Source organism: Agrobacterium tumefaciens str. B6 (assembly GCF_001541315.1).
Lineage (GTDB): Bacteria > Pseudomonadota > Alphaproteobacteria > Rhizobiales > Rhizobiaceae > Agrobacterium > Agrobacterium radiobacter.
The window spans coordinates 67,947-92,134 of record NZ_LMVK01000034.1 but is presented as its reverse complement, the minus strand read 5'-3'; the positions used below and the strand labels follow the sequence as shown (position 1 = coordinate 92,134).

General features: G+C 60.0%; 22 protein-coding genes. 10 read left to right on the top strand and 12 right to left on the bottom strand.

Annotation, left to right across the window (positions count from 1 at the left end; genetic code table 11):
• Window positions 1-26: 26 nt before the first annotated feature.
• Window positions 27-1,418, bottom strand: a complete 1,392-nt coding sequence (locus tag ASB65_RS19555; protein WP_004430680.1) for a L,D-transpeptidase family protein — start codon at window positions 1,416-1,418, stop codon at window positions 27-29.
• A gap of 155 nt (window positions 1,419-1,573) precedes the next feature.
• On the opposite strand from ASB65_RS19555, the gene ASB65_RS19550 reads away from it, so the two are divergent.
• The 3 genes from ASB65_RS19550 (at window position 1,574) to ASB65_RS19540 (ending at window position 3,250) form a co-directional block, all read left to right on the top strand.
• Entirely contained in the window at window positions 1,574-2,407 is an 834-nt protein-coding gene (locus tag ASB65_RS19550; RefSeq protein ID WP_060725111.1) for an aldose 1-epimerase family protein, read from the top strand.
• Between the two features lie 116 nt (window positions 2,408-2,523).
• The gene (locus ASB65_RS19545; RefSeq protein ID WP_004430682.1) at window positions 2,524-2,862 is read left to right on the top strand and encodes a TIGR01244 family sulfur transferase; all 339 of its coding nucleotides are present in this window, start codon (window positions 2,524-2,526) and stop codon (window positions 2,860-2,862) included.
• A gap of 46 nt (window positions 2,863-2,908) precedes the next feature.
• Complete coding sequence (locus ASB65_RS19540; RefSeq protein ID WP_020813574.1) at window positions 2,909-3,250, top strand: RidA family protein; 342 nt, start codon at window positions 2,909-2,911, stop codon at window positions 3,248-3,250.
• Window positions 3,251-3,523: 273 nt separating this feature from the next.
• Here ASB65_RS19540 and ASB65_RS19535 read toward each other — a convergent pair whose 3' ends face one another.
• The 4 genes from ASB65_RS19535 to ASB65_RS19520 all read right to left on the bottom strand — a co-directional run bounded on the left by ASB65_RS19535 (window position 3,524) and on the right by ASB65_RS19520 (window position 8,274).
• On the bottom strand, window positions 3,524-4,276 hold the full coding sequence (locus ASB65_RS19535) for a HugZ family protein (RefSeq protein WP_060725110.1): 753 nt from the start codon (window positions 4,274-4,276) through the stop codon (window positions 3,524-3,526).
• An 80-nt stretch (window positions 4,277-4,356) separates the two neighbouring features.
• The gene (locus ASB65_RS19530; RefSeq protein WP_060725109.1) at window positions 4,357-6,024 is read right to left on the bottom strand and encodes a thiamine pyrophosphate-binding protein; all 1,668 of its coding nucleotides are present in this window, start codon (window positions 6,022-6,024) and stop codon (window positions 4,357-4,359) included.
• Window positions 6,021-7,223 (bottom strand): CaiB/BaiF CoA transferase family protein, encoded by a 1,203-nt coding sequence (locus ASB65_RS19525; RefSeq protein WP_004430689.1) that lies wholly within the window; start codon window positions 7,221-7,223, stop codon window positions 6,021-6,023. Before ASB65_RS19525 ends, ASB65_RS19530 begins: the two co-directional genes overlap by 4 nt.
• A 100-nt stretch (window positions 7,224-7,323) precedes the next feature.
• Window positions 7,324-8,274: an alpha/beta fold hydrolase gene (locus ASB65_RS19520; protein WP_060725108.1), complete on the bottom strand. Its 951-nt coding sequence runs from the start codon at window positions 8,272-8,274 to the stop codon at window positions 7,324-7,326.
• 147 nt (window positions 8,275-8,421) lie between these two features.
• Between ASB65_RS19520 and ettA the strand changes: the two genes are divergently transcribed.
• The 3 genes from ettA (at window position 8,422) to metF (ending at window position 12,140) form a co-directional block, all read left to right on the top strand.
• Entirely contained in the window at window positions 8,422-10,071 is a 1,650-nt protein-coding gene (gene ettA / locus ASB65_RS19515; protein WP_004430692.1) for an energy-dependent translational throttle protein EttA, read from the top strand.
• 160 nt (window positions 10,072-10,231) lie between these two features.
• Entirely contained in the window at window positions 10,232-11,245 is a 1,014-nt protein-coding gene (locus ASB65_RS19510) for an ArsR/SmtB family transcription factor (RefSeq protein ID WP_060725107.1), read from the top strand.
• Between the two features lies 1 nt (window position 11,246).
• The gene (metF, locus tag ASB65_RS19505) at window positions 11,247-12,140 is read left to right on the top strand and encodes a methylenetetrahydrofolate reductase [NAD(P)H] (RefSeq protein ID WP_004430696.1); all 894 of its coding nucleotides are present in this window, start codon (window positions 11,247-11,249) and stop codon (window positions 12,138-12,140) included.
• 465 nt (window positions 12,141-12,605) lie between these two features.
• Here metF and ASB65_RS19500 read toward each other — a convergent pair whose 3' ends face one another.
• The 7 genes from ASB65_RS19500 to ASB65_RS19470 form a co-directional block, all read right to left on the bottom strand.
• Window positions 12,606-13,832 carry a lytic murein transglycosylase gene (locus ASB65_RS19500; protein WP_004430698.1) on the bottom strand — a complete coding sequence of 409 codons (1,227 nt, stop codon included), beginning with the start codon at window positions 13,830-13,832 and terminating at the stop codon, window positions 12,606-12,608.
• Between the two features lie 122 nt (window positions 13,833-13,954).
• The gene (locus ASB65_RS19495; RefSeq protein ID WP_060725255.1) at window positions 13,955-14,734 is read right to left on the bottom strand and encodes a GH25 family lysozyme; all 780 of its coding nucleotides are present in this window, start codon (window positions 14,732-14,734) and stop codon (window positions 13,955-13,957) included.
• A 234-nt stretch (window positions 14,735-14,968) separates the two neighbouring features.
• A complete protein-coding gene (locus ASB65_RS19490; protein WP_020009276.1) occupies window positions 14,969-15,688 on the bottom strand; it encodes a class I SAM-dependent methyltransferase in 720 nt (239 codons plus the stop codon).
• Window positions 15,685-16,935, bottom strand: coding sequence for a DUF3419 family protein (locus tag ASB65_RS19485; RefSeq protein ID WP_060725106.1), 1,251 nt, complete (start codon window positions 16,933-16,935; stop codon window positions 15,685-15,687). Before ASB65_RS19485 ends, ASB65_RS19490 begins: the two co-directional genes overlap by 4 nt.
• 249 nt (window positions 16,936-17,184) lie before the next feature.
• Window positions 17,185-18,219, bottom strand: coding sequence for a lytic transglycosylase domain-containing protein (locus ASB65_RS19480; protein ID WP_060725105.1), 1,035 nt, complete (start codon window positions 18,217-18,219; stop codon window positions 17,185-17,187).
• Between the two features lie 125 nt (window positions 18,220-18,344).
• Entirely contained in the window at window positions 18,345-18,980 is a 636-nt protein-coding gene (locus ASB65_RS19475; RefSeq protein WP_060725104.1) for a LysE family translocator, read from the bottom strand.
• 52 nt (window positions 18,981-19,032) lie between these two features.
• Window positions 19,033-20,244, bottom strand: a complete 1,212-nt coding sequence (locus ASB65_RS19470; RefSeq protein ID WP_004430709.1) for a pyrophosphate--fructose-6-phosphate 1-phosphotransferase — start codon at window positions 20,242-20,244, stop codon at window positions 19,033-19,035.
• Between the two features lie 319 nt (window positions 20,245-20,563).
• Between ASB65_RS19470 and ASB65_RS19465 the strand changes: the two genes are divergently transcribed.
• From ASB65_RS19465 to ASB65_RS19450, 4 genes are all read left to right on the top strand, one after another.
• Window positions 20,564-21,304, top strand: coding sequence for a J domain-containing protein (locus tag ASB65_RS19465; protein ID WP_004430712.1), 741 nt, complete (start codon window positions 20,564-20,566; stop codon window positions 21,302-21,304).
• Complete coding sequence (locus ASB65_RS19460; RefSeq protein ID WP_060725103.1) at window positions 21,301-22,080, top strand: N-acetylmuramoyl-L-alanine amidase; 780 nt, start codon at window positions 21,301-21,303, stop codon at window positions 22,078-22,080. The genes ASB65_RS19465 and ASB65_RS19460 overlap by 4 nt, the downstream gene beginning before the upstream one ends.
• A gap of 248 nt (window positions 22,081-22,328) precedes the next feature.
• Window positions 22,329-22,868, top strand: a complete 540-nt coding sequence (locus ASB65_RS19455; protein ID WP_003522187.1) for a lytic transglycosylase domain-containing protein — start codon at window positions 22,329-22,331, stop codon at window positions 22,866-22,868.
• Window positions 22,869-22,960: 92 nt separating this feature from the next.
• The gene (locus ASB65_RS19450) at window positions 22,961-24,148 is read left to right on the top strand and encodes an FAD-dependent oxidoreductase (protein ID WP_060725102.1); all 1,188 of its coding nucleotides are present in this window, start codon (window positions 22,961-22,963) and stop codon (window positions 24,146-24,148) included.
• Window positions 24,149-24,188: the final 40 nt, after the last annotated feature.

The following is a 24,188-nucleotide window of genomic DNA, read 5'->3' as shown; positions in this document are numbered from 1 at the left end:
CTTTTTCTTTTTTTGTTCCAGTCAATCTATTCCGCGAATTCGACCACCACGCCGGGACGGACCATTTTCGCCAGTTCGGTCGCATCCCAGTTGGTCAGGCGGATACAGCCGTGGCTGTTGGTCTTGCCGATCTTGGACGGTTCCGGCGTGCCGTGAATGCCGTAGGTCGGCTTCGACAGGGCAATCCAGACCGTGCCGACCGGGCCGTTCGGACCCGGCGGGATCTGCAGGATCTTGTCGTTCTGGCCCTGCTTGAAGTTGATCTTCGGATTATAGGTGTAGCCCGGATTGAGCGCGATGCGCTCCACCGTATGCGTGCCGCTCGGCGACGGCGTATCCGTGGAGCCGATGGTGGCGGGATAGGCGGCGATCAGATTGCCGTCCTGACCATAAGCGAAGACCTGTTTGATGCCCTTGTGTGCAACGATACGGGCGACCTGCCCCTTCTTCGTCTCACCCGGATTGACCACCTTGATGATGGTGCCGGGCACGGAGAAATCGATGCCGGGGTTCAGTTCCTTCAGGTAGTTCTCATCCATGTGGAAGCGTTCGGCCAGCGCCTCGGACGTGGAGGTGAAGGAGAGGGCCGGCAATTGTGATTTTGCGGCATAGTCGTCCGGAATGGAGGCGACATAGGGACCGGCGGCGTCGGCGGCGGTAATCGTATAATCCACGATCGGCATGCCGCCGGAGGCGCGCAGCCGCTCCAGAATATCATCGGAGTTGTTCGGATCGAGCTTTTCGCCGGTCATGTCCTGCCAGGCGGCAATCGCCTTGTTGACGTTGTCGCCCATCTTGCCGTCGATGACGCCGGGCGAGATGCCCTCGCGATCGAGGAAGGTCTGCAGCGCGACGATTTCCTGACGCGAGCGGTTGACAGGTGTGGTCACCGGCGTATGCCGCTCAATCAGGTGATCCGGCTGCGGAACGGCGGCCGTGGTGCTCTCGCCGGGCATCGGTTGACCGAGTGGGCCGCTTTCAACCGCGCCGGGCGCGGGAACGGAACCGGTATAGAAATTGTCGTCGGAGCCGTCGCCGCGATATTCGCGGTAATCGCGCACGCTGCCATTGTCCTGATAGCCATAGTCGCGCTGCGGCTCGCGATACTGGCCGCCGGGGGCGGGCGGATAATAGGTGGTGTCGCGCTGGCGTGCCTGCTGACGCTGCTGATAACCGGAGGGCATTTCGGTGGCCAGGAGATTGCCGTACTGGTCGTAAAACACCGTGCGACCCATCGCATCACGGCTGATGACGATATCACCGCGCTCCGGCATGAAGTCGAGCACACGACCGTCCGGAGTGACCAGCATTGTCTGCTGTTGGTCGCCATAACGCTGCTGCGCACCAGCCTGCAGCGGGGCGAAAACCGCCACCAGCGCGACCGTCAGACCCAGAGCTGCGTTAAGAAACTGTTTCACGATTCTGCTATCCCTTGCTTGTTCACCGATAAACACACCGCAATCTTGACCCTATTGTGAAAAAGGTGAATTCGCGGTTAATGCAATCTTAATTTCCGTCACGGTTAGTAGCGTTTCCGTGAACCATGCGTTTTTAGTGCCACAGGGAGGTTATCTTGCGTTCGTTTCAGGCTGGCAGGTCGCCACGCATTTTCCTCGATGAAACCTCCGTTTTCGATATCGGCGCCTGCGTCGTCGATGGCATTGATATCGCGCCCGGCCGCGCCATTCCCGATGATGGCGATGCGCGTATCGACCATTCGCTGGAAGGCTTTCTGTTCACCTGCGGTCCCGACCATATCCGCCATCCCGAACCGATCGATGGCGACGGTGAGGGGCGTCGATATCCGCTGCATGGCTCCTTCTCCTCGCATCCCGCGACGATCATCGTCTTCGATGTTCAAGAGTCCAATGCGCTGGCGCGTGTCGAGGTTCCCGTGAAGCTTGCCGATGGCGGCACAGCGCTGCTGGAACGGACATGGAGCATCGATGGCGAAAGCGGTGAAGTCAGCCTTGATGACAGGATCGTCAATACGTCCGAGCGGCCGATCCCGGTGTTCCTGATGTATCACATGAATGTCGGCGCCCGCCTGTTTGATGATGCCGTGCGGCTCGAAGGCGCGATGCTGGAGGGCGGCGGCCATGGCTGGCGTTTTGGCGAGGAGCCGGGCAATGTTTTCTGTGTTTCCGCCGGCAAGGACGAATGGGCGGAATTGAAGCTTGGCCCGATTGCGGCCATCGGCGGGAAGACGCTGACCGTGCGTTTTCGCACGGAGACGCTGCCCTATCTGCAAATGTGGCGTAACCAGCAGGAGCCTGCCAATGTGCTCGGCATCGAGCCGGTTTCGCATCGCTGGGTGGGGCGTAGCGAGCTTGAGGCGGCGGGCGAGTTCAATATTCTTCAGCCGGGCGAAAGCCGTTCCTTCGGCCTGCGCTTTTCCATCCTCTGAGCCGTACCGAATGAAGGCCGCGCATCATTGACGCATGGGGTTTGACCGCTTACATCGGATGCGGATTTAAGGATGACAGCCAGCGGCGCGGACGCCGGTTTCAGCGGAGGTATGACATGGATATCAGGCGCATAGACGACGAATATTCGGTAACGGGACAGATCAGCGTTGCTGATCTGGACGAGATCAAGGCGCTCGGCTTCAAGTCGATTGTCTGCCACCGCCCTGACGGCGAAGAAGAGGGCCAGCCGCTTTTTGCCGATATTGCCGAGCGTGCCGAGCAGCTTGGCCTCACCATCATGCATGTGCCGGTTGGACGTTACGGCGTCGACGCCGATGCCGTTACGGGCATGGTGGATGCGCTGGACGAATTGCAGCGCCCGATGCTTGGTTATTGCCGCTCCGGCGCGCGCTCAACGGCCATCTACGAAAAGACCCATCACCTGCGCGGCTGATTTTCCGCGCATCTAGATTTTTAATGCCAATCAACAGGAGTTTTTCATGACCATCAAGCGTATCGAGCCGGGCAAGCGCATGAGCGGCGCCGTCGTTCACGGCAACATCGTTTATCTGGCCGGCCAGGTTGGCGAAGGCACGAGCGTTACGGAACAGAGCAAGTCTGCTCTCGCTGAAGTCGACCGCCTGCTGGCCGCTGCCGGTTCCGACAAGTCGAAGATCCTGCAGACGATCATCTATCTCTCCGACATGTCCACCTTCGGCGAAATGAACGCCGTCTGGGAAGGCTGGATCGACCCGGCAAACCCGCCGGCCCGCGCCACCAGCGGTGCACCATTGGCAACGCCGGACTACAAGGTCGAGTTCATCGTGACCGCTGCTCTCTGAGCAACGGTTTGATTTCTGAGAAAAGGCCGGGTTGCGGATTGCAGCCCGGCCTTTTTTGATGGGATGGGGTCAAAAAACTCTCCCCGTCATACCGGGCTTGACCCGGCATCCAGCCACGCCGCGCCTGCGCCGTAAAAAGAGTCTTTTGCGATCAAAGACTTGATCGCGCTGGACCCCGGATCCAGTCCGGGGTGATGGGGCGACATGGCCACAAAATGCCAAGTAGAAGCAATTTCATGGTTTTTGAATCGCTTGCGCCTGTCACCTCACCGGCTAAGCAAGCGCCTTCTCAAATTGCTTCAACGTCGTCACCCGCTCAGCAAACCACAGCCGCGCCAGACCGCTGGCCGAGGCGAGATCGATGCCATCCGGGTCGATGGAGGTGATCGTCCAGCGGCCTGATTTTGCGCCGGCCAGAACGGCAAGCCGGGCCGCTTCGCCCCTGATGGCGTTGAGGCGGGTCGCTTCGCTCTCCGCCGCAGCCATCAACTCTTCCGCGCCTGATAGATCGGTGCGCAGATCGGCCGGGGTGATGTTGCTGGCATTGCGGGCCGGGCCGCCATTGATCTGCACGCCCTCTGTCCGCAGCCGGTAAAGCCGCGTATCGGGCAGGGAGAGATAGAGCTTGGCCTTGGGATAACGGGCAATGTAGCGCCCGATGGCGAGCGGCACTTCATCCGGGCCGATTTGTTCCGCCTTGCCCACCAGTGTCAGCCTTGGCAGCGTCAACGCATCGCCCTTGCCAAACGGCGCGAGTGTCAGCGAGATGCGCGGGTCGGCCTCCATGTTGCGGGCGTGCAGCGTCAGCCCGGCCGCGAAGAAGAACGGCGTGCCATCCGGCTCGATGCCGATATTGGTTGCGGTCGTATAGGGATAACCGCTGACGGGATCGAGAGTGGCGAGCGCTGCCGTGCGGGATGTGTGCAGCACGTCGCGGGGTACGCGCACCGCCTCGAAAGGCGCGCCGGCCGAGGGGTCGATCTTCGCGCCGCGTGGAGTGAGGACGGGCGGGGCTGCGGCCGGCATGTCGTATCCTAAGCTGTGAGTCTCAGTCAGGATTTACACCATGCCGGAGCCGTGTCTATCACCAATATCGGAGGGCAATGTCAGGTTCGGGTCCTGATCTGCGTCAGGGTACGTGTCGGCGTGATCGCTTCCGCATCCAGCTTTACTTCGATGATGGCCGGCTTGCCGCTTGCACGGGCCCGTTCGAAGGCGGCGGCGAAGTCTTCGGTCTTTTCCACCGTTTCGCCGTGGCCGCCATAGGCCTTGGCAAAGGCGTTGAAATCCGGATTGACGAGATCGGTGCCGCTGACACGGCCGGGATATTCCCGCTCCTGATGCATGCGGATGGTGCCATAGGTGCCGTTATTGACCAGTACGGTGATGATCGGCAGCCCGTAACGCACGGCGGTGATGAATTCCTGTCCGTGCATCATGAAACAGCCGTCACCTGCAAAGCAGATCACCTCACGCTCCGGGAAAAGGTGCTTCGCGGCAACCGCCGCCGGCAGGCCGTAACCCATCGAGCCTGATGTTGGCGCCGATTGCGTGTTGTAGCGACGGAAACGATGGAAGCGATGCACCCAGGTCGCATAGTTGCCCGCGCCATTGGTGAAGATCGCATCCTCGGGCACATTGGCCTCGATCCAGTCCATGATCGGACCCATCTGCACCGCGCCGGGGCCGGTCTGCGGTGGGGCGGACCAATTCAGATAGGCCGCATGCATGGCGGCGGTGCGATCCGCCCATGCGGCATTTGCAGAAAGCGTGAGCGAGGAGAGGGCGCTAACGAAATCATCCGGCGCGGCGCAGATTGCCAGATCCGGTCGATAGACGCGGCCAAGTTCTTCCGCTTCCGGATAGATATGGACGAGTTTCTGCGACGGGTAGGGGATGTCGAGCAGCGTATAGCCGGAAGACGGCATTTCGGAGAGGCGGCCGCCGAGCAGAACCACGAGGTCGGATTCCTTGATCTCCTTGGCCAGCGCCGGGTTGATGCCGATGCCGACATCGCCCGCATAGGAGGGGCTCAGATGATCGAACAGCATCTGGCGGCGGAAGGAGCAGCCGACGGGAAGTTTGTGCTTTTCCGCAAAAGCCTTGAAGCCTGCGACGCTTTCCTCGGACCAGCGCGTGCCGCCGATGATGAAGACCGGGCGCTTTGCCTCATCAAGCATTTTTGTGAAGGCGGCCATCTGCGACGGGCCGGGATGTGCCTCGACGGGTGTGTAGGGCTTCGCCTGGGGCGCTTCGACCTCTTCCACCAGCATGTCTTCGGGCAGCGTCAGCACCACCGGGCCGGGGCGGCCGGAGGTTGCGACGGCAAAGGCGCGGGTGACGAATTCGGGAATGCGGCGGGCGTCGTCGATCTCGCCCACCCATTTGGCGAATTCGGTGAAGGCGCGGCGATATTCCACTTCCTGAAAGGCCTCGCGCTCACGCGCTTCGCGCTGCACCTGGCCGATGAAGAGGATCATCGGAATGGAATCCTGCCTTGCGATATGCAGGCCGGCCGAGGCGTTGGTTGCGCCCGGACCACGGGTCACCATGCAGATGCCTGGTTCGCCGGTCAGCCGGCCCCAGGTGTCGGCCATCATGGCGGCACCACCTTCCTGGCGGCAGACCACGGTTTCGATGCCGCTTTCATAAAGCGCATCCAGCACGGCGAGATAGCTTTCCCCCGGAACGCAGGAAACGCGGGAGACGCCATTGGCCTTCAGCGCTTCGACGATCAATTGCCCGCCTGTTCTTTTCATTCCGGCTGCAGTCATGGCGTCGTGGTCCTTTCGATGTTTTCCAGTTCGGCCAGCACCTGCGCCTGATGTTCGCCGAGCTTCGGGCTCGGGCGTTCATAGCGCAGCGGCGTTTGCGACATGATAATCGGTGTGCGGACACCGGGGATGACGGTGCCGTCTTCGGCCTCCAGATCGATGCGAAGGCCACGTGCCTGAACCTGTGGATCGGCGAACATTTCCTCGATGGAGTTGATCGGCCCGGCCGGGACGGCGTTCTTTTCGCAGGCGGTCAGAAGATCGCGCTTCTGCCATTTCAAGGTTTCCGTGGACACGATCTGCCGCACCTCGACCTTATGGGCCACGCGGGCCTTGTTCGTCGCGTAACGCTCGTCATCGGCAATCGCACCGATGCCGAGAATATTGCAGAGGCGGCGGAACTGGCCGTCATTGCCGACCGCAAGGATGAGGAAGCCATCGGCCGTCGGCACCACCTCATAGGGGGAAATATTCGGGTGGGCGTTGCCGAGTCGGACGGGAGGCTTGCCGGAAATCAGGTAATTCATGTTCTGGTTGGCCAGCACGGCCGATTGCACGTCGAGAAGCGCCATGTCGATATGCTGGCCTTCGCCTGATCGAATGGCGTGGATCAGGGCTGCCTGAATGGCTGACACGGAATAGATGCCGGTAAAGATATCGGCAACCGCAACACCCGCCTTCATCGGCTGTCCGTCGGCTTCGCCCGTGATCGACATGAAGCCGGACATGCCCTGCACGATATAGTCGTATCCGGCGAGATCGGCATAAGGCCCGGTCTGGCCGAAGCCGGTGATGGAGCAATAGATCAGCTTCGGATTGAGCGCCCGCAGGCTCTCGTAATCGAGGCCATATTTGGCAAGCCCGCCGCGCTTGAAATTCTCGATGACGACATCGGCGGTGCGCACCAGCCGGCGCACCAGCTCACAACCCTCGGGCGTCTTCAGATCGGCAACGATGGAGCGTTTGCCGCGATTGGTGGCGTGATAGTAGGCGGCAGAGAGGTTTTCTCCATCGGCATCTTCGACGAAGGGCGGTCCCCATGCGCGGGTATCGTCGCCGCCCTCAGGGTTTTCCACCTTGATGACGTCGGCGCCCATATCGGCCAGCATCTGCCCCGCCCAGGGACCGGCCAGAACACGCGCCAGCTCGATGACGCGAATGCCTGATAGCGGCGGTTTCCTGTTCGGCATGTCGGTCATCTGTCCCCCGGTATTTGTGTCTGCCGGTTTATAGACCGCTGCTTGCCGCGTCGCATGTGATTTTATCTCATGGACTTATTCCGTTTCGGCAAAGGCCGCCTCAATCGCCGACGACGCGCCCGCACCAGGCGGCGAAATCCGCCGCCACGGCCTGCCAGCCGATCTCGTTCAAGGTCTCGTGCCGCATGCCCTTGTAGATCGTGTGCTCGACATGGCTGAAGCCGGCCTCCCGGAAACGCTCCGCCAGCCAGACGATCTCTTGGCCGTCATTGGTGGCGGCGTCCTGATCGCCGCTGACAAGCAGAAGCGGCAAGGCTTTTGGCAGGCGCCCGATGAGTTTCGGTGCGCGAAAGGACATTTGGAAAACATCCTGCCACAGGGAAACACTGGCCTCGAACTGGCAGAGCGGATCTTCCACATAGGCGTCCACTGCCGCTTTGTCATGGCTAAGCCAATCCGCATGGGTGCGCTTTTCCGGCATTCGGGCATTCCATACGCGGAAGGTTGCCTTCGGCAGAATGGCGCTCGGCACATCCGAGCCTTTCAGCATTTTTTCCAGCCGCAGCAGAACCTGTGCGACACGCCCCATGAGGCCGGCATTGAGATTGGAATTCCAGATCGACAGGCCGTCGAAGGCATCCGGATGGCTGACGGCGGTGTTGAGCGCCACGAGGCCGCCCATGGAATGGCCGAACAGGATCACCGGCAGGCCGGGGTGCCTTTCGCCAACCATCCGGCGCATCGCCATGACATCGGCAACGACCTTTTCCGCGCCGTCCTTCCAGCCAAAACGGCCGAGAGGCGCATCTGCCGCTCTCGTGCGGCCATGGCCGCGATGGTCGTGGGCATAGACTTCGAAACCCTGCTTCGACATCACATCCACGAACCGGCGATAGCGGCCTGCATGGTCAACCAGCCCATGGCAGATCATCAGCACGCCGCGCGCCGGGGAAAGGGCGGAGGGCTGGTGGCGAAAGGCGATGGATGCGCCGGAGGGGGCTTCCAGTCTCTCAATACGGCTGAAGGCCAAGTCGTCGGTCGTTTCATTCATGATCGCGCCTGTCCTGCCATAACATCCCTTGTCATAATCATGGGGTCATAATCGTGCCAGAGGTTGCCCCAAGGTCCTATTTACCCTACATAGCGGCAAATTTCCCGATACGTACTCTTAAAAATCCGATGTGGAGCATTCGCTACAATGGCACGTCAATTCATCTATCACATGGCCGGGCTGAACAAGGCCTATGGCGCGAAGAAGGTTCTGGAGAACGTTCATCTCTCCTTCTACCCCGACGCCAAGATCGGTATCCTCGGCCCGAACGGCGCCGGTAAGTCGACTGTTTTGAAGATCATGGCCGGTCTCGACAAGGAATATACCGGCGAGGCATGGCTGGCCGAAGGCGCGACGCTTGGTTATCTCGAGCAGGAGCCGAAGCTCGACGAAAACAAGACCGTGATGGAAAACGTCATGGAAGGCGTGGCGAGCAAGACGGCAATCGTCGACCGTTACAACGAATTGATGATGAACTATTCCGACGAAACGGCGGATGAGGGCGCGAAGCTTCAGGACATCATCGACAGCCAGAACCTGTGGGATCTGGAAAACCAGGTTGAAATGGCCATGGACGCCCTGCGTTGCCCGCCCGGTGACTCAGCCGTAACAGGCCTTTCCGGTGGTGAGCGTCGCCGTGTGGCGCTCTGCCGCCTGCTGCTGTCGCAGCCGGACCTGCTGCTGCTCGACGAACCGACCAACCACCTTGATGCGGAAACCATCGCGTGGCTTGAAAAGCACCTACGCGACTATCCCGGCGCCGTGATGATGATCACCCACGACCGCTACTTCCTCGACAACGTCACGGGCTGGATTCTCGAGCTCGACCGCGGCCGCGGCATTCCCTATGAAGGCAACTACTCCGCTTACCTGCAGGCGAAAGCCAAGCGCATGCAGCAGGAAGCCCGCGAAGATGCATCGCGCCAGAAGGCAATCAGCCGCGAAAGCGAGTGGATCGCCTCCAGCCCCAAGGCACGCCAGACGAAATCCAAGGCCCGTATCAAGGCCTATGACGAACTGGTGGAAGCAGCTGAAAACCGCCGTCCCGGCGACGCGCAGATCGTTATTCCGGTTGCCGAGCGTCTTGGCCGCGTTGTCATCGAGGCCGAGAACCTCACCAAGTCCTATGGCGACCGCGTGCTGATCGAAAACCTTTCCTTCAAGCTGCCGCCCGGCGGCATCGTCGGCGTTATCGGTCCGAACGGTGCGGGTAAGTCCACGCTGTTCAAGATGATCACCGGTCAGGAACAGCCGGATAGCGGTTCGGTAACTGTCGGCGAGACGGTTCAGCTCGGTTATGTCGACCAGAGCCGCGATACGCTGGCGGGTGACAAGACCGTCTGGGAGGAAATCTCCGGCGGCAACGACATCATCAAGCTCGGCAAGTTCGAAGTGAACTCGCGCGCCTATTGCGGCGCCTTCAACTTCAAGGGCGGCGATCAGCAGCAGAAGGTCGGTAACCTCTCGGGTGGTCAGCGTAACCGCGTGCACCTCGCCAAGATGCTGAAGGCCGGCGGCAACGTGCTGCTGCTCGACGAACCGACCAACGACCTTGATACGGAAACGCTGGCAGCGCTCGAAGAAGCGCTGGAAGCCTTCGCCGGCTGCGCCGTTATCATCAGCCACGACCGCATGTTCCTCGACCGCCTGGCCACACACATCCTCGCTTTCGAGGGTGACAGCCACGTGGAATGGTTCGAAGGCAACTTCGAAGACTACGAAAAGGATAAGGTCCGCCGCCTCGGCCCGGAAAGCATCAAGCCCGGCCGCGTGAGCTACAAGCGCCTGACACGCTGATCCTTTCATCATCTCTTCAAGAAAGGCCCGCCGTAAAGCGGGCCTTTTTCCGTGCAATAAGTGGACATGATCGTCTCGCACGACACTTTACGCTTGCATCGAACGCCACATCGACATAAAGATATCTTTATATCTTGATTAGCTTGCGAGGCACGGCAGAGTGACGTTCGGTCTGGACAAATTGGTGGATCTGTTGAAAGCGGCGGGTGAGACGACACGCTTTCGCTTGCTTGCGCTTCTGGCGGCAGGCGATCTGACGGTTACCGATCTTACCGAAATCCTCGGCCAGTCGCAGCCGCGTATCTCCCGTCACCTCAAGCTTTTGACGGAAGAGGGGCTTATCGAGCGTTATCAGGAAGGCGCATGGGCCTATTTCCGTTTGCGGCAGGATGGCGAACCTGCGGGTGTCGTTCGGCAGCTGCTTGGCGCCGCGTCGCCGTCGGATGCCGTTCTCCAGCGTGACAGTGAACGGCTTGCCACTGTCAAGCGGGTGCGGGCGGAGCGGGCGCAGGATTATTTCAGCCGCAATGCTTCCGCCTGGGACGAACTGCGTCGCCTGCATGTCAGTGACGAGGCCGTGGAAGGCGCGCTCCTGAAGCTGGTGGGCACCACGCCTGTCGATTCGCTTCTCGATCTGGGCACCGGTACCGGCCGTATCCTGCAGCTTCTGAGCGGCATCTATCGCCGCGCGATCGGCGTCGATGCCAGCCGTGACATGCTGTCGGTGGCGCGTGCCAATCTCGACAAGGCGGGCGTGGTCAATGCCTCGGTCCGTCATGGCGATATTCTCAATCTGCCGCTGGAAGGACAGGATTTCGATCTGATTGTTATCCATCAGGTCCTGCATTTCCTCGACCAGCCGGAAATCGCGCTTTCGGAAGCCGCGCGCATGCTGCGTCCCGGTGGGCGGCTGATCGTCATCGACCTTGCGCCGCATTCCTTCGAATATCTGCGCGATGAACATGCGCATGTGCGGCTCGGTTTCTCGCATCCGCTGATGGAAGAATGGCTGAAAAAGGCCGGACTTGCTCCGGACCGCGCCGTCGATCTTCATTCTGAAAAAGCGTCTGACGAAGCTCTGGACGTGACGATCTGGGTTGCCCGAAACCAGCGGCTGCTGATGGCAGACGATGTGGTGCAAGAGGCCGTTTTACTTGCTGCCGGGAGGGCATGATATGTTGAGGTCGGAAACCGCACGCCGTGATGGCGATATCCGGTTGTCTTTCGAATTTTTCCCGCCCAAGAATGCCGAGATGGAAACCCAGCTCTGGGAAACGGTTGCCGAGCTGAAGAAGTGGGATCCGGATTTCGTGTCCGTCACCTATGGCGCCGGTGGATCCACAAAAGCGCCGACACTGGATGCGGTGCGCCGCATGATCGGTGACAGCCATCTGTCGACCGCAGCACATCTGACCTGCGTGGATGCCAGCCGTGAGGACGTGCATCAGGTCATAGAAGAGTTCCGTAACGCCGGCGTTCGCCATTTCGTGGCGCTGCGTGGCGATCCCTCCACCGGCATCGGCACGGCTTACCAGCCGCATCCGGAAGGTTACGAGAACGCGGCGGCTCTGGTGAAGGGACTGCGCGAGATCGGCGATTTCGAGATTTCCGTTTCGGCCTATCCGGAAAAACATCCCGAGAGCGCGAGCGATGCCGTTGATATCGATATGCTGAAGCGCAAGGCGGATAATGGCGCGACGCGTGCGCTGACGCAGTTCTTCTTCGATAACGACGTGTTCGAGCGCTATATGGAGCGGGTGACGGCGGCGGGGATCACCATACCGGTGGTTCCGGGCATCATGCCGATCCAGAACCTCACCCAGCTCAAGCGTTTCGCCGGCCGTTGCGGCACCAGCGTTCCCGGTTTCCTGGATGAGCGTTTTGAAGGCTATGACGACGATCTGGAGGGTCGTGCCCGCGTGGCTGCGGAGGTTGCCGCCGAACAGATCGCCGATCTTCAGCGTCGCGGTGTCAATGAGTTCCACCTCTACACCATGAACCGCGCGCCCCTGGTCGACGCTGTGCTTGAAAATCTTGGGCTGGAGCGTCTGCGCCGCAGCGCCGCCTGACTTAAAGCAGCAGAGTACCGACATGAAAAAAGCGCAGGTCCCTCGGGGCCTGCGCTTTTTAAACTCGTGTCATCTACGGTTCTTATCTGCGTTTGGTCTTCACGTCGCGTCAGATGAAAAGCATCATCGCTACGAACAAAAACGCCAAACCGACTGCCAAGGCATTGAGAGATTTTGTAAGTCCCATGGGTGCCTCCTCTTGTTGACAGGTTCGATAATATGACCGTTTTGTGGCGGTTGAAAAGCGGTTTTTGTGATGCAGTGCAGCACGTCGCCAGGCGATATAAAAAAGGATTTTCTGTAATTAATTGAAAATAAAAGATTATTTTCTTATCACGCAGTGCTTCATATGTTTAAAAAAAGTAAATGACCGGGGTGTTATCCCCAGTCATCAGGTCGAGATTAACACTTTATGCCTTGATTCCGGCCGATAGATTAAAGGCCGGAAGGCGCCGTTAAGATTGCTTAAAGCGCCTGCAGAAGTGCGGTAGACGGCCAGCCATCGGCGGGCAGTCCGAGACGCTGCTGCTCCTTCTGGATGGCGACGCGGGTGCCGGAACCGAGAATGCCATCCACCTTGCCGACATTGTGTCCGCGCGCTTCGAGCTTGGTCTGAAGCTCCTTCATCGTCGCGTCATCGAAACCGGGCTCCGGATTGCCCTTGTTGTAAACGGGGGAGCCCATCAGGCGGGTGGCGAAATACGCGGCCGAGGTCGTGTAGATGAACGACTGGTTCCATTCCAGATAGATGTTGAAGTTCGGATAGGTGATGAAGGTCGGTCCCTTGCGCCCCTGCGGCATGATGAGGGCCGCGGGCAGGGTGGCGAAGTTCTTGTTGCCGTCGCGCGGGGTTACGCCAAGCGCGAACCAGTCACCGGCGGTCAGCGGGCCGCCAAGGCCGGACTTTTCCCAGGGCAGGTTTTCCGGCAGCGACACTTCCTGGATCCAGGGTTCGCCCTTCTTGAAACCGAGATGCTGGATGAATTTCGCAGCCGTCAGGATCGCATCCGGGGCGCTGCTCTTGACGTTGATGTGACCGTCGCCATCACCATCGACGCCGAAGGCGATGATGTCCTTGGGCAGCATCTGCACCTGGCCGATTTCACCGGCCCACGCACCGGTGTTGGCAGCGGGATCGAGATCGCCATGCTGGACCATTTCGATCAATGCCAGTAGCTGCGGGCGGAAGAGTTCCGGGCGGCGGCAATCATGCGAAAGGGTCACCAGCGCGTTACGGGTGTTGAAATCGCCCTGCACGGCGCCAAAATCCGTCTCCATGGCCCAGAAGGCGGCGATGACGCCGGCCGGTACACCATATTCACCTTCGGCGCGGGCGAAGGTGGAGGAGAGTTCCTGCAGCTTCTTGCGGCCGATATCCAGACGGGCCTGGCTGACGGTGCGCTGGGAGAATTCCAGGAAGGTCTGGCGGAAGACGCCCTGGGCGCGGTCACGCGAGAGCACTTTCGGATCGATCTGCGCGCCCGCAAGCGCCTTCTGAATAGCATCGGCCGGAATGCCCTTGGCGAGCGCATCGGCTTTCACGCCTTCAAGGAATGCGCCGAGATCGCCGCCGCAGGCAACCTGCTTGGGATCCTCAGGCGAGGCAACGGGCGGGGTGGCAAAGGCGGAGGCGGTGGAAAGAAGCGACAAAGCGGCGGCAAAAACGATGCTGCGCGACCGGAACGTGGGCATGGGAATTTCCTCGATAGGTTGTTAGCCCGCTTTACCCATATGTTTGCGACAAAAAAACGGACCGTGCGATCTGACGTTGCAGAACAACGCCGATTTTTCGAAAGTGTTGCTTCTTGGCCGTCTTATTTGGCCGAAGCAATCCATTTCCGCCAGTTTTTCTCCGTGCCGGCAAAGACATTGATGTCGGTTGGACCGTTTACGCCGGGCACGACGCCGGTTGCCGTATATTGCCAGAAGGCCCATTTGCGATCTTCGTAGATCTTGGCCGGATGGGCGGCAACGGAACGCACCCAGAAATGGTAATCCTTGAACTGACCGACGAGGTTGTCGCGGTGGAAATCAACAGAGGTATAGATGATCGGGCGCTTGCCATAATGGGCCTCGATACGATCAAGGAAACGCTGCATCTCGGTGCGAACGACGCCCGGCGCCGGGCGCGTCTTGCAGGTGGGCGAGGAGGGGTTCCACTCCACGTCGAGAACCGGCGGCAGGGTGACGGCATCCTTTGGCACGTTGCGAATGAACCAGTCCGCCTGGGCATCCGCTGTCGAGCAGAAATAATAGAAATGATAGGGCGCGTGCAGAATATCCGCGGCTGCCGCGCTGCGCCAATGGTCGCCGAACTTCGGATCGATGCGGTCTGATCCCTCTGTCGCCTTGATGAAGACGAAGGAAACACCTGACTTGCGGACGGTCTGCCAGTCGACATCACCATTCCATTTGGACACGTCGATGCCGTGCACCTCATGACGGTGCGGGTTGTTCATGCCGAAATCCTGCGGATCGGTATCGGAAAACTTCGGTTTGGAAACGGATGCGGTTTCCAGCAGGTCATAGCTGGTGGAGGTGCAGCCGCCGATCAACAGCAAAGCCGACAATAGTGCCGATAAACGCAGCCGCATTGGAATCCTGATGAAAATGTTGCCCATCCCACGGCCGCAAAATGGCGCGCCGTATCTCCCGATTTATGCATAACATGGTAAACAAACTGATATGGCAAGGGGCAACGTGCTTTTTGCACCCCGCAAGTCGCTGGATTCGAAGCGGTTTGCGGTTTTAACGCCGAAATCTGGCCCGGCAGGAGCCTTGAGGTCGCCCCCCCTTTGGCCCCCAAAGATTCGCACCGCCCCCGGGAATCAGGCGTCGGCCAATATGCGGTGGATTTTCGGCTGCTGCGCTTCAACGACCGGAAGTGTGATGACAGCCCGCCACGCATAGCCCCGGGCGATTTCCTCGAATTCGAGGTTACCGTCAAAACGGCCGGCCATATTGGCCAGAACATAGCGGAGATTGGCGCGGGGCGTAACGTGAAAGCGGGTGAGCCAGGCTTGCAGAAGCGTGCGGAACCAATTCGGCAACTGTTCCTGCTGGCCGAAATCGACAATATGCAGCGAACCGCCTGGTTTTACCGCCGTGAGCGCCTGTTCGATCGCCTTTTCCCAGTCCGGTATCATCGACAGCGCATAGGGGATCATGACGCGGTCGAAGCCTTCGGACTGGCCGAATTCAGAAGCACGGAAGGCGGTGGCATCGGCCACGCGCAGAATGGGGCGTTCCGCCTTGCCGGCGAAATTCTCGGATGCGGTCAGCAGCATTTCGGCGGAAATGTCGAGGCCAAACAGTTTCGCGTCCGGAAACTTGCGGCTGGCCAGCAGCAGGTTGCGACCGGTGCCGCAGCCCACTTCCAGCAACGTGCCGCCCTTCGGCACGTTGAGGCTGGAAATGGTCCTGTCGCGGCCGAGAAGGTAATATTTGCGGGTGATATCGTAGATATGCCGCTGGTGGCGATACATGCGGTCCATCAGGCTCGCATGCGCGCTGTCTGCAAGGCCCACATTCTCGCCGATGGTTTTCATGCCATAGCCCTCTCGTAAATATGGAAGCCGCCGTAGATGGCCGAGCGGTCCATGGCGTTGAGCTCGTTGGAGCGCTCTTCGAGATAGACCCACTGATTGCGGATATCAGGGGAAAGCCGACCTTCGATGACGCTCTTTTCGGCGGCGGTGCGAAAGATGATGCGTGCGCCCGAGGCGGCGGTGCGGCTGATCTGCGACCACAATTCGTTGAGCTGCACGTCCGTCATCCAGTCCTGTGCGTCGAGGAGGATGTAGCGGTCGACGGCGCTTGCCGGCTTGCGCGAGAGAAGCTCGGTATAGGTGGCGTGGTGCACTGCGACGCGCGCCGTGTTGTTGCGGATCGTCTCATAATATTCCGGCTTGAGATAGGCAGGCAGTGCGCCTTCATGCGGCTCGGGGTAACGGCGCGCGAAGGCCTGCCAGGCGAAATAATTGTCGCTGAGCGGGAAGTTGCAGGCGAGCTTTTCGAGCCGCTCCTTCAGCACGGAGGCAACCGTGCCGTCGTCGGAAAGGCTTGCCAGCTCGTCATATTGTCGGGGCGGAATGCCGAGGCCGAAAAGCGAGCTTTTGCGCTTCGTCAGCCAGCGCACCACCGGCTTGTCGAATAGCGGTGCGACCTTGCTGTCGAAAAACTGGCGCTGTTCGTCCAGCGTCCGGGTCTTGGCCATTTCGGTGAGTTTCACGCCATGCAGCCGGGCCATGAGATGGCCGGCGCCGATGAAGCGGCCGAGCAGGCCGGTACGGTAGATATTCCTGTCGAACACCGAGATGCGGCGGCGGCCGGAAAGGGTGCGCTTCGACCAGTAAGCCTTGGTCGTGGCGTCGAGATGCTCGGCGATGAAGCGGTCATAACCGTGGCTGTTGCTGCGGGTGTTGGCGCGGCCGAAATGGCGCACCACATCCTGATGGGCCGGCAGATGGCGAAACGCGGCAAGCTTTAGCTTGTTCAGCGCGATGTGATGCGGGTTGAGATCAACCACATCGATGCTGGCAGGGTTGCGGGAGAGATAGGCCAGCATGTTGCAGCCGCCTGAGCCGATGGTGACGATTCGGTGGCCTTCGCCAAGCTCCATCGCTTCCATGTCGATCTCAGGGTCTTCCCAGATCTGCGGATAGACGAGGCCGGAAAAGAGGACGCCGAAGAAGCGCTCGGACAATCCGCTTTTGGAGAGCGCCTTGTGCTGGAGCAATGCGGACTTCAGTTTTGTGTTCTTGCTGAAGCCGGTCTTGGGTGCCGCACTCGTCATATGTTCACCTCTCAGTCGATTGAGAGGCGTCTACAGCCGTGACACTACAATTTGATGACAGGGGCTGTGGGCAAAGGCGGGGAATAAAGGAGACGGTGGAAAACCAGCCCGTATCTCGGATTGCCGATAAGCTTCCATTGGATACGGCGTCATCCTCGGGCTGGTCCCGAGGATGACGAAAAAAACGTCGCGGCGTTTATTTGGAAAGGCCGCTTAGCTGCACGGCGCTCCCAGCGCCGCCAGAGGCCATCACTTGCGCAGAACGTGCAGCATGCCCTTGCGCTTGGCATCGTAATAATAACCGCGTGCGTAAAGCCGGACGGCATTGTCGCGGTCGTTACCAGCCACAACCCATGCGCCGCGCAGATATTTGACGGCGTATTTGAGATTGGTTTCGGCATCGAAGAGGCCGGAGGCGGGGCCATCGAAGCCCATGGAGCGGGCCGTGGCGTGCCGAATCTGCATCAGGCCGAAATTGCCGCTGCTATAGGCGCCGGGATTGTATCGGCTCTCGCGCTGCACCACGCGGTGAACCAGATCTTCCGGCACATCATACATGGTGGCGTATTTGGTAATAAGGCCGCTCAGCTTTTCGCGTCCAGCCGGCGCGGAATTGAGCGGCGCCGTCATTGATTCGTTCTGCCGGATGGCGGCAAGTGCGGCATTGGTGGGGCCGGCGGCATAGGCCAGAACCGTGCTGTCCGGCTTCGGTAGCGGAATGACTTTGCGTTCCGCCGTCAGTTCGGTGCCGATGGAGGGCGAGCCGGGCGGCGGCGGTGCGGGAGGGAAGCTGCCCTTGATGGCAACCACCTGCGGCAGATCGGCGGCGCGATTGTGGGCGGCCGGCTTGGCCGCCGTTTCGATGGCTGCTGCCGCGGGAGCAGCGCCTGTCGGTGCGAGCGCTGCAACGGCGGTGGGTGCGGATGTCGCCCCTGCGGCCTGAGCCACTTCCGTCTGGTGCGGCTGCATCTGGGCGGTGATGGCTGCGGCGGCTGCGATTTCGGACGCCGGCGGCAGGGCCACGCGTCCGCCCTTGACGGCGACGGCAGTGGGAAGTGCTGCTGGCTGGGAAGAGGTTGCGCCCGCTGCGGCTTCGGCCGTTGCCGGCTGCGTCGATGTTTGCGCAGGAGTGGTAGCGGGATTGACCGTCGCGATCTTCGGGCCGTTAGGCCCTTCCTTCGCGGTATATTCGACGCTTGTGCATGCGCTCAATGCCAGTGCCAGACCCACGGTGGAAGACAGAAGAAGTGCACTTCTTCCGCGGAATTTGCCCGAATTTCGCATGTTGCCGCCTTCGTTATGCCTGTCTTTCGATACCCCCGCGTCGAGCGAAGCAGGCAGTGTCCCGTCGAGCCTTCATTAACCTATTGTAAGGATAGCGGCAAGCCGGGACGTGGCGACCCGGTTTTTCAGGCTGCGATGCGCCTGTATCCGGCGCTGACAGCGCGGCCGGAAATGAAGTGAGTGCGGTATTTCGGCCGGATTTTCTTGTCGCCCGACATGCGGCGCACCAGCGCGAGCGTCGGGCCGGCAAACAGCGCCTGCGCGGTCAGAATCACAAGCGCCAGAAGCAGGATGGCGGCCTGCGCCATGGCGAGCGTTTCAATTGTGTTGCCTGACGTGGAAACGAATTGTGGCAGCAACGCCAGAAAGAAAGTGAAGTAGCGCGGGCGCAAAGCGGCAATGGCGTAACAATCGCGGAAAATGCCGCTCCAGGATTTGCCCGGCAGATTGTCATTGTCGGCATTGGCCGCCTGGGCGGCCGGCGTGGCGAAGGTCCACAACAGAAACAGCATCAGCCAGCCGATGCCGGCCCATTGCACGATTTCCACGAAGGATTGCGGCAGATAGGCGAGACCGGCCACCGGAATGGTCGAAATCGTCACGGACGTGACGATGCCGAGCGCGCCGCCGACAGCGGAGGCGAAGACCGTCTTTTTGCCGCGGATGGCGGCATAGGAGGCAACAGAGAATACAAGGGGAGAGGGGAGTGCGAACACAACGGCACATGCTGCACAAAAAATCAGCCAGGCCTGTCCAGACATTCTCTTCCTCCTTGCCCTCCCTGTCGCCGTCTTATTTTAGACTATCGTAAAATCAGGCCGCTGTGAACGGCTGACCGACGTGTTCCATCACTTCGGTAAACCATTTTGCAGAGAGGTCGAAATGCTTTCCGCCCTTGATACGCGGAAACTCGATCGTCCGCAATTTGCCATTCTGGTCTTCGTCATGGCCGGTGACGCCGGAGACCTTGTTGAGCGCGCTTTCGACCGCGAGATCGACCATGCCCTGGATGAGGCGCAGATCGTCCCCATTGGCGGCGGCGGAGCGGGCGAAATAGCCTGATTTCTGCACCATGGAGCGTTCAGCACCGATGAGGCTGGCGAACTGCTTCTGGAACCAGCCGCCAACATTGATCGTGTCGATCTTGACGTGGCCGAAGGCGTCGCGCTTGACGGCCTCTCCGGACGCTTCGCGTTCGGCAACGATCGAATCAAGGCCGGCGCCTTCCGACACGAACAGCGTGACATAGCCGTTTTTGTCCATGATTTCCTTCAGGCGCTCGGCTTCCGCCTCGATGTCGAAGGCCATTTCCGGCAGGTAGATGCCGTCGATGTTCTTCATCTGCGTGTTCATCATCAGGCCTTCGACATATTCATTGCCGCTGGTCTTCTGGATATAGGCGCGGGCGGTGGCGGCCGTCAGCCAGCCGCAATGGCGGCCCATGACTTCGTGGATGACGAAGGTCTTCGGTGCAGCGCTCTGCTCGTTGCTGACATTGTCGAAAAAGGAGGCGCCGACTTCGGCGGCCGTCCAGGCGCCGAGCGACTGCTTGATCGGCACCACGTCATTATCCACCGTCTTCGGCAGGCCGACGACGGTGAGGTTATAGCCGTTCGCGCCGAGATAGGCGGCAAGGTCCGCAGCCGTCGTGTTGGTGTCGTCACCGCCGATGGTGTGGAGAATGGTGATGCCGTCGGCCGCCAGCCGGTCAGCGGCGACGCGCAGCGGATTGTCGCCTTCCTTGACCAGACCGCGCTTGGCGCAATCGGCGGCATTGGTGAGCTTGACGCGGCTGTTGCCGATCGGCGAGCCGCCGTAACGGTGCAGCAGATGCGCCTTTTCCCGCATGTCTTTGTTGATTTCGATACGGTCACCCAGAAGCACGCCCTGATAACCCGAGCGGTAAGCGATGATGTCGATCTCGGGCGCAATGTCGCTGTAACGCTCGATCAGGCCGCCCACGGCCGAAGAGAGACAGGGCGCAAGGCCACCCGCGGTCAGCATTGCGACTTTCTGTTTGGCCATCATGGCTCTCCTTTTCACATATACCCAAAGACATGTCTGGCAAATGGATGCGACAGCCGCGTGTAGGTGTAAAGTGAATTTATGAAGAAAAACGCGGATTTCTCGCGGTTTTTCAGCGGCTTGAGCAAAGTGGCGAAATATAATCGTTTCAATCGGCATAGCCGGTGGCCGGCTATCCGCCGTCTGTGGAAAACCGTGGTCCCATCGTCTGCCGCACTCTTGTTCCTGAAGCAAAACTGTCGCAAAGATGAATAAAAGTTAATGCCGCCGGACCGCTGGACATATTGCATTCGCGGCAATATCCCGTCATGCTTGTCGCATGATGTTCGATTTCGCGTGTCTGCAAATTTCATCCCTGTGGGAACGGCTGCTCGGCGCAATCGGCGACGCGGCAGGCGGTGCACTCGGGCGCGTGGTGGAAGCCATCCGCACCCTTTTCGAAGGTGATCCGGAAACCCGCCGCAAGGTTTCCTTTTCCGTGGCCATCATTGCACTTTCCGCCAAGATGGCGAAGGCCGACGGGGTCGTCAACGATGCCGAGGTTCGCGCTTTCCGGCAGATTTTCGATTTCCCGGAAGAAGAAGCCAAGAACGTCGCTCGTCTTTATAACCTCGCGCGTCAGGACGTTGCCGGTTACGAAGCCTATGCGGAGCGGCTGGCGGGTCTTTGTGGTTCCGGGCACGCCAATTGCGAGATGCTGGAAAGTGTCATCGACGGCCTGTTCCACATCGCCAAGGCCGACGGGCTGATCCACGAGCGGGAGTTGGCCTTCCTCGGCCGGATCGCGGAAATCTTCCGTATCACCGAAGATCATTTCGAAACGATCATGGCGCGGCATGTGCATATGGACGGGCGCGACCCTTACCGCGTACTCGGTGTTTCACCTTCGGACGATTTTCTGGATATCCGCAAGCGGTACCGCACGCTGGTTGCCGAACACCATCCCGACAAGCTCATCGCCCGCGGCGTTCCCATGGAATTGCATGCGGCCGCGAATGAGCGTATGGCGGCTCTCAACGCCGCTTATGCGGCCATTGAAAAAGAACGCCGCGTCGCATGAGTGAATGTCTGCCGGATTTTACCCCGGATTTCGGGGGCGCGGCCGTTGCGCCTTCGCCTAATCATGGCGAAAGGCTGGGTGTAGCCGGTCCTGATATCATTCTTCTGCACTATACCGGCATGACGACGGCCGATGGTGCGCTGTCATGGCTCTGCAATCCCGAAAGCCAGGTCTCCAGCCATTATTTCGTCTTCGAGGACGGGCGCGTCATCCAGCTCGTGTCGGAAACCCGCCGTGCCTGGCATGCGGGCAAAAGTACCTGGGCGGGGGACGAAGACATCAATTCCCGCTCTATTGGTATCGAGATCGCCAACCAGGGCCATCCAGGCGGCCTGCCGGAATTTCCGAAAAAGCAGATCGAAGCCGTCATCGAATTGTGTCGCGATTGCGGCCAGCGCTGGAATATCGCCCCTGAAAGGGTGTTGGCGCATTCGGATGTCGCCCCGATCCGCAAGGTCGATCCGGGTGAAAAATTCCCGTGGGACATCCTGTCGCAGCAGGGTGTCGGCCATTGGGTGGAGCCTGCGCCGATCCGTGGCGGGCGCTTTTTTCAGCGCGGGGACCATGGCCAGCCGGTCGAAGCGCTGCAGTCGATGCTGTCCATTTATGGTTATGGCGTTGAAATAACAGGCGCTTATTGCGAAAAAACCGAAGGCGCCGTGGCTGCTTTCCAGCGGCATTTCCGCCCTGCTCTGGTGGATGGCATCGCCGATTTCTCCACCATTGACACGCTGCACCGGCTGATCGCCAGCCTGCCGAGATTTTCGGGCGCTTAACCGCCGATTCTGGAAAAGCATTCCCGCTTTTCCAGCGTGTTCAAGTCGCTTTTTTTCTTGTGCCACAGTTAATCCGCATTGAGGAAGTTTAAGAACGTCACTGCATGCGGTGTCGTTCTTCAGGGGAACTTACCGTCAATATCAATCAAGGAGACCGGACAGCGGAAGGTCGCGATCGACTTTCCGGGCGCAGACTATTTGTGTCGTTTCATTGTTCCGGTCATCCGATCTGGAGAATTTTTCTACATATGAACAGGGTTGTTGTTGCTGTCGTGGCGGGCGTTGTTATGCTCGCTTCGCAGGCGGGGATTGCTTTTGCCAAAGACGAGGACGTCAAGACCAAAACCGTGACGCTGGAGACCTTCTTCCGCAAGCCCGGTTATCCCATCCCCGAAAAGAGCCTGCCTTCCTCGCTCAGGAACGATTATTCCGATCTGATCGTCAAATATGCCAAGCGTTACGGCGTTCCCACCAATCTGGCGCATGCCGTGGTTTCGGTCGAAAGCAAGTTCAATCCGAAGGCCCGCGGCAGCGCAGGCGAGGTCGGGCTGATGCAGATCAAGCCGGCAACGGCGCGGATGATGGGCTATCGCGGCACCACCAAGGCGCTCTACGATCCCGAGACCAATATTCGCTGGGGCATGCAATATCTGGCGACGGCGCATCAGCTGGGCGGGGGCCAGGTCTGCAGCACGATCCTGCGTTACAATGCCGGCCACGGCGCCACCCGTATGAACCCGGTCTCCAAGCGTTATTGCGGCAAGGTGCAGGCGCTGCTGGCCGGCTGAGGCCGGTTTGTATTGTCTGTTAAATTGCGAAAAGCGATTCCGGTTCGGCCTAGCATGCTGTAGTCAGAAGCAAAGCTGATACGGAGCATGACATGCCGGATTTCAAATATATCGTCGTCGGGGCCGGGATGATGGGAGCCGCCGCGGCGCGGCATCTCTCAGCACAAACGGATGGCGTGGCGCTGATCGGACCGGGCGAGCCCGCCGATCGCAAGACCCATCGAGGTGTGTTTTCAAGTCATTACGATGAGGCGCGCATCACCCGTGGGTTTGACGGCGATCCGGTCTGGGCGGAACTGGCGCAGCGCTCCATCCGCCGTTATGGGGAAATTGAGGCCAAAAGCGGCATCCGCTTTTTCACCGAAGCAGGCTGCCTCTTCACCGGCAACGGCAAGGGTCTTGCGGGAGATTATGTCTCGCGCGCCCTTTCCTCGGCCGACCGTCTTGGTCTCGGCGTAGAGACGCTGGGCCGTGATGTGCTGGTAGACCGGTTTCCGATGTTCTCCCTGCCGGCCGATCACGACGGTTATTTCGAGGCGCAGAATGCCGGTCACGTCAATCCACGCGCCCTGGTGAAAGCGCAGTGCGCCGTTGCCGAGGTGCAGGGCGCGAAACTGCTGCGTGAGACGGCGGCGCATATTCGCGACACCTCCCATGGCGTGGAGGTTTCGACCCGCGAAGGGGCCGTCCATACCGCCGAAAAGGTCATTGTCGCGGCGGGCGGTTTTACCAACATGGCGGAACTTCTTCCATCGCCGGTCGATATGGCGGCAACGGGCCGTACCATCGTGTTTTTCGAGCTGGATGAGGCGAGGCAGGCCCTGTTCGGTGCGATGCCTTCCACCATCGTGCTCGCGGAAACCGAGGACGACATCGTCTATATCCTGCCGCCGGTGCGTTATCCCGATGGCAATGTCTATCTGAAGATCGGCGGAGAAAGCGAGAAGGGCAGGCTTGAAACGCTCACCGAAGCGGTAGACTGGTTCCACTCGGACGGTACGCCGGGTGAGGTGGAATTTTTGAAAAAGCGGGCGCTATCCCTGATGCCGGAGCTTGCCGGCTGCCCCGTGACCTCCGGCTCCTGTGTCGCCTCCATTACCCGTAGCGGCTATCCCTATATCGGCTATACGCAATCCTCCAATATCGCGGTTCTGACCGGCGGCAATTTCGTCTCCGCCAAGTCTTCGGACGAGATTGGACGGCTGGGTGCTGTGCTGCTTCTGAACGGCCAGCTGACCGAGGATGAATTCGCCGCTGAAATGTCGCCGGTTTTCGTCTGACATTTACGGACGAAGCGGCTAAAAGGTTGCGACGGAAGTG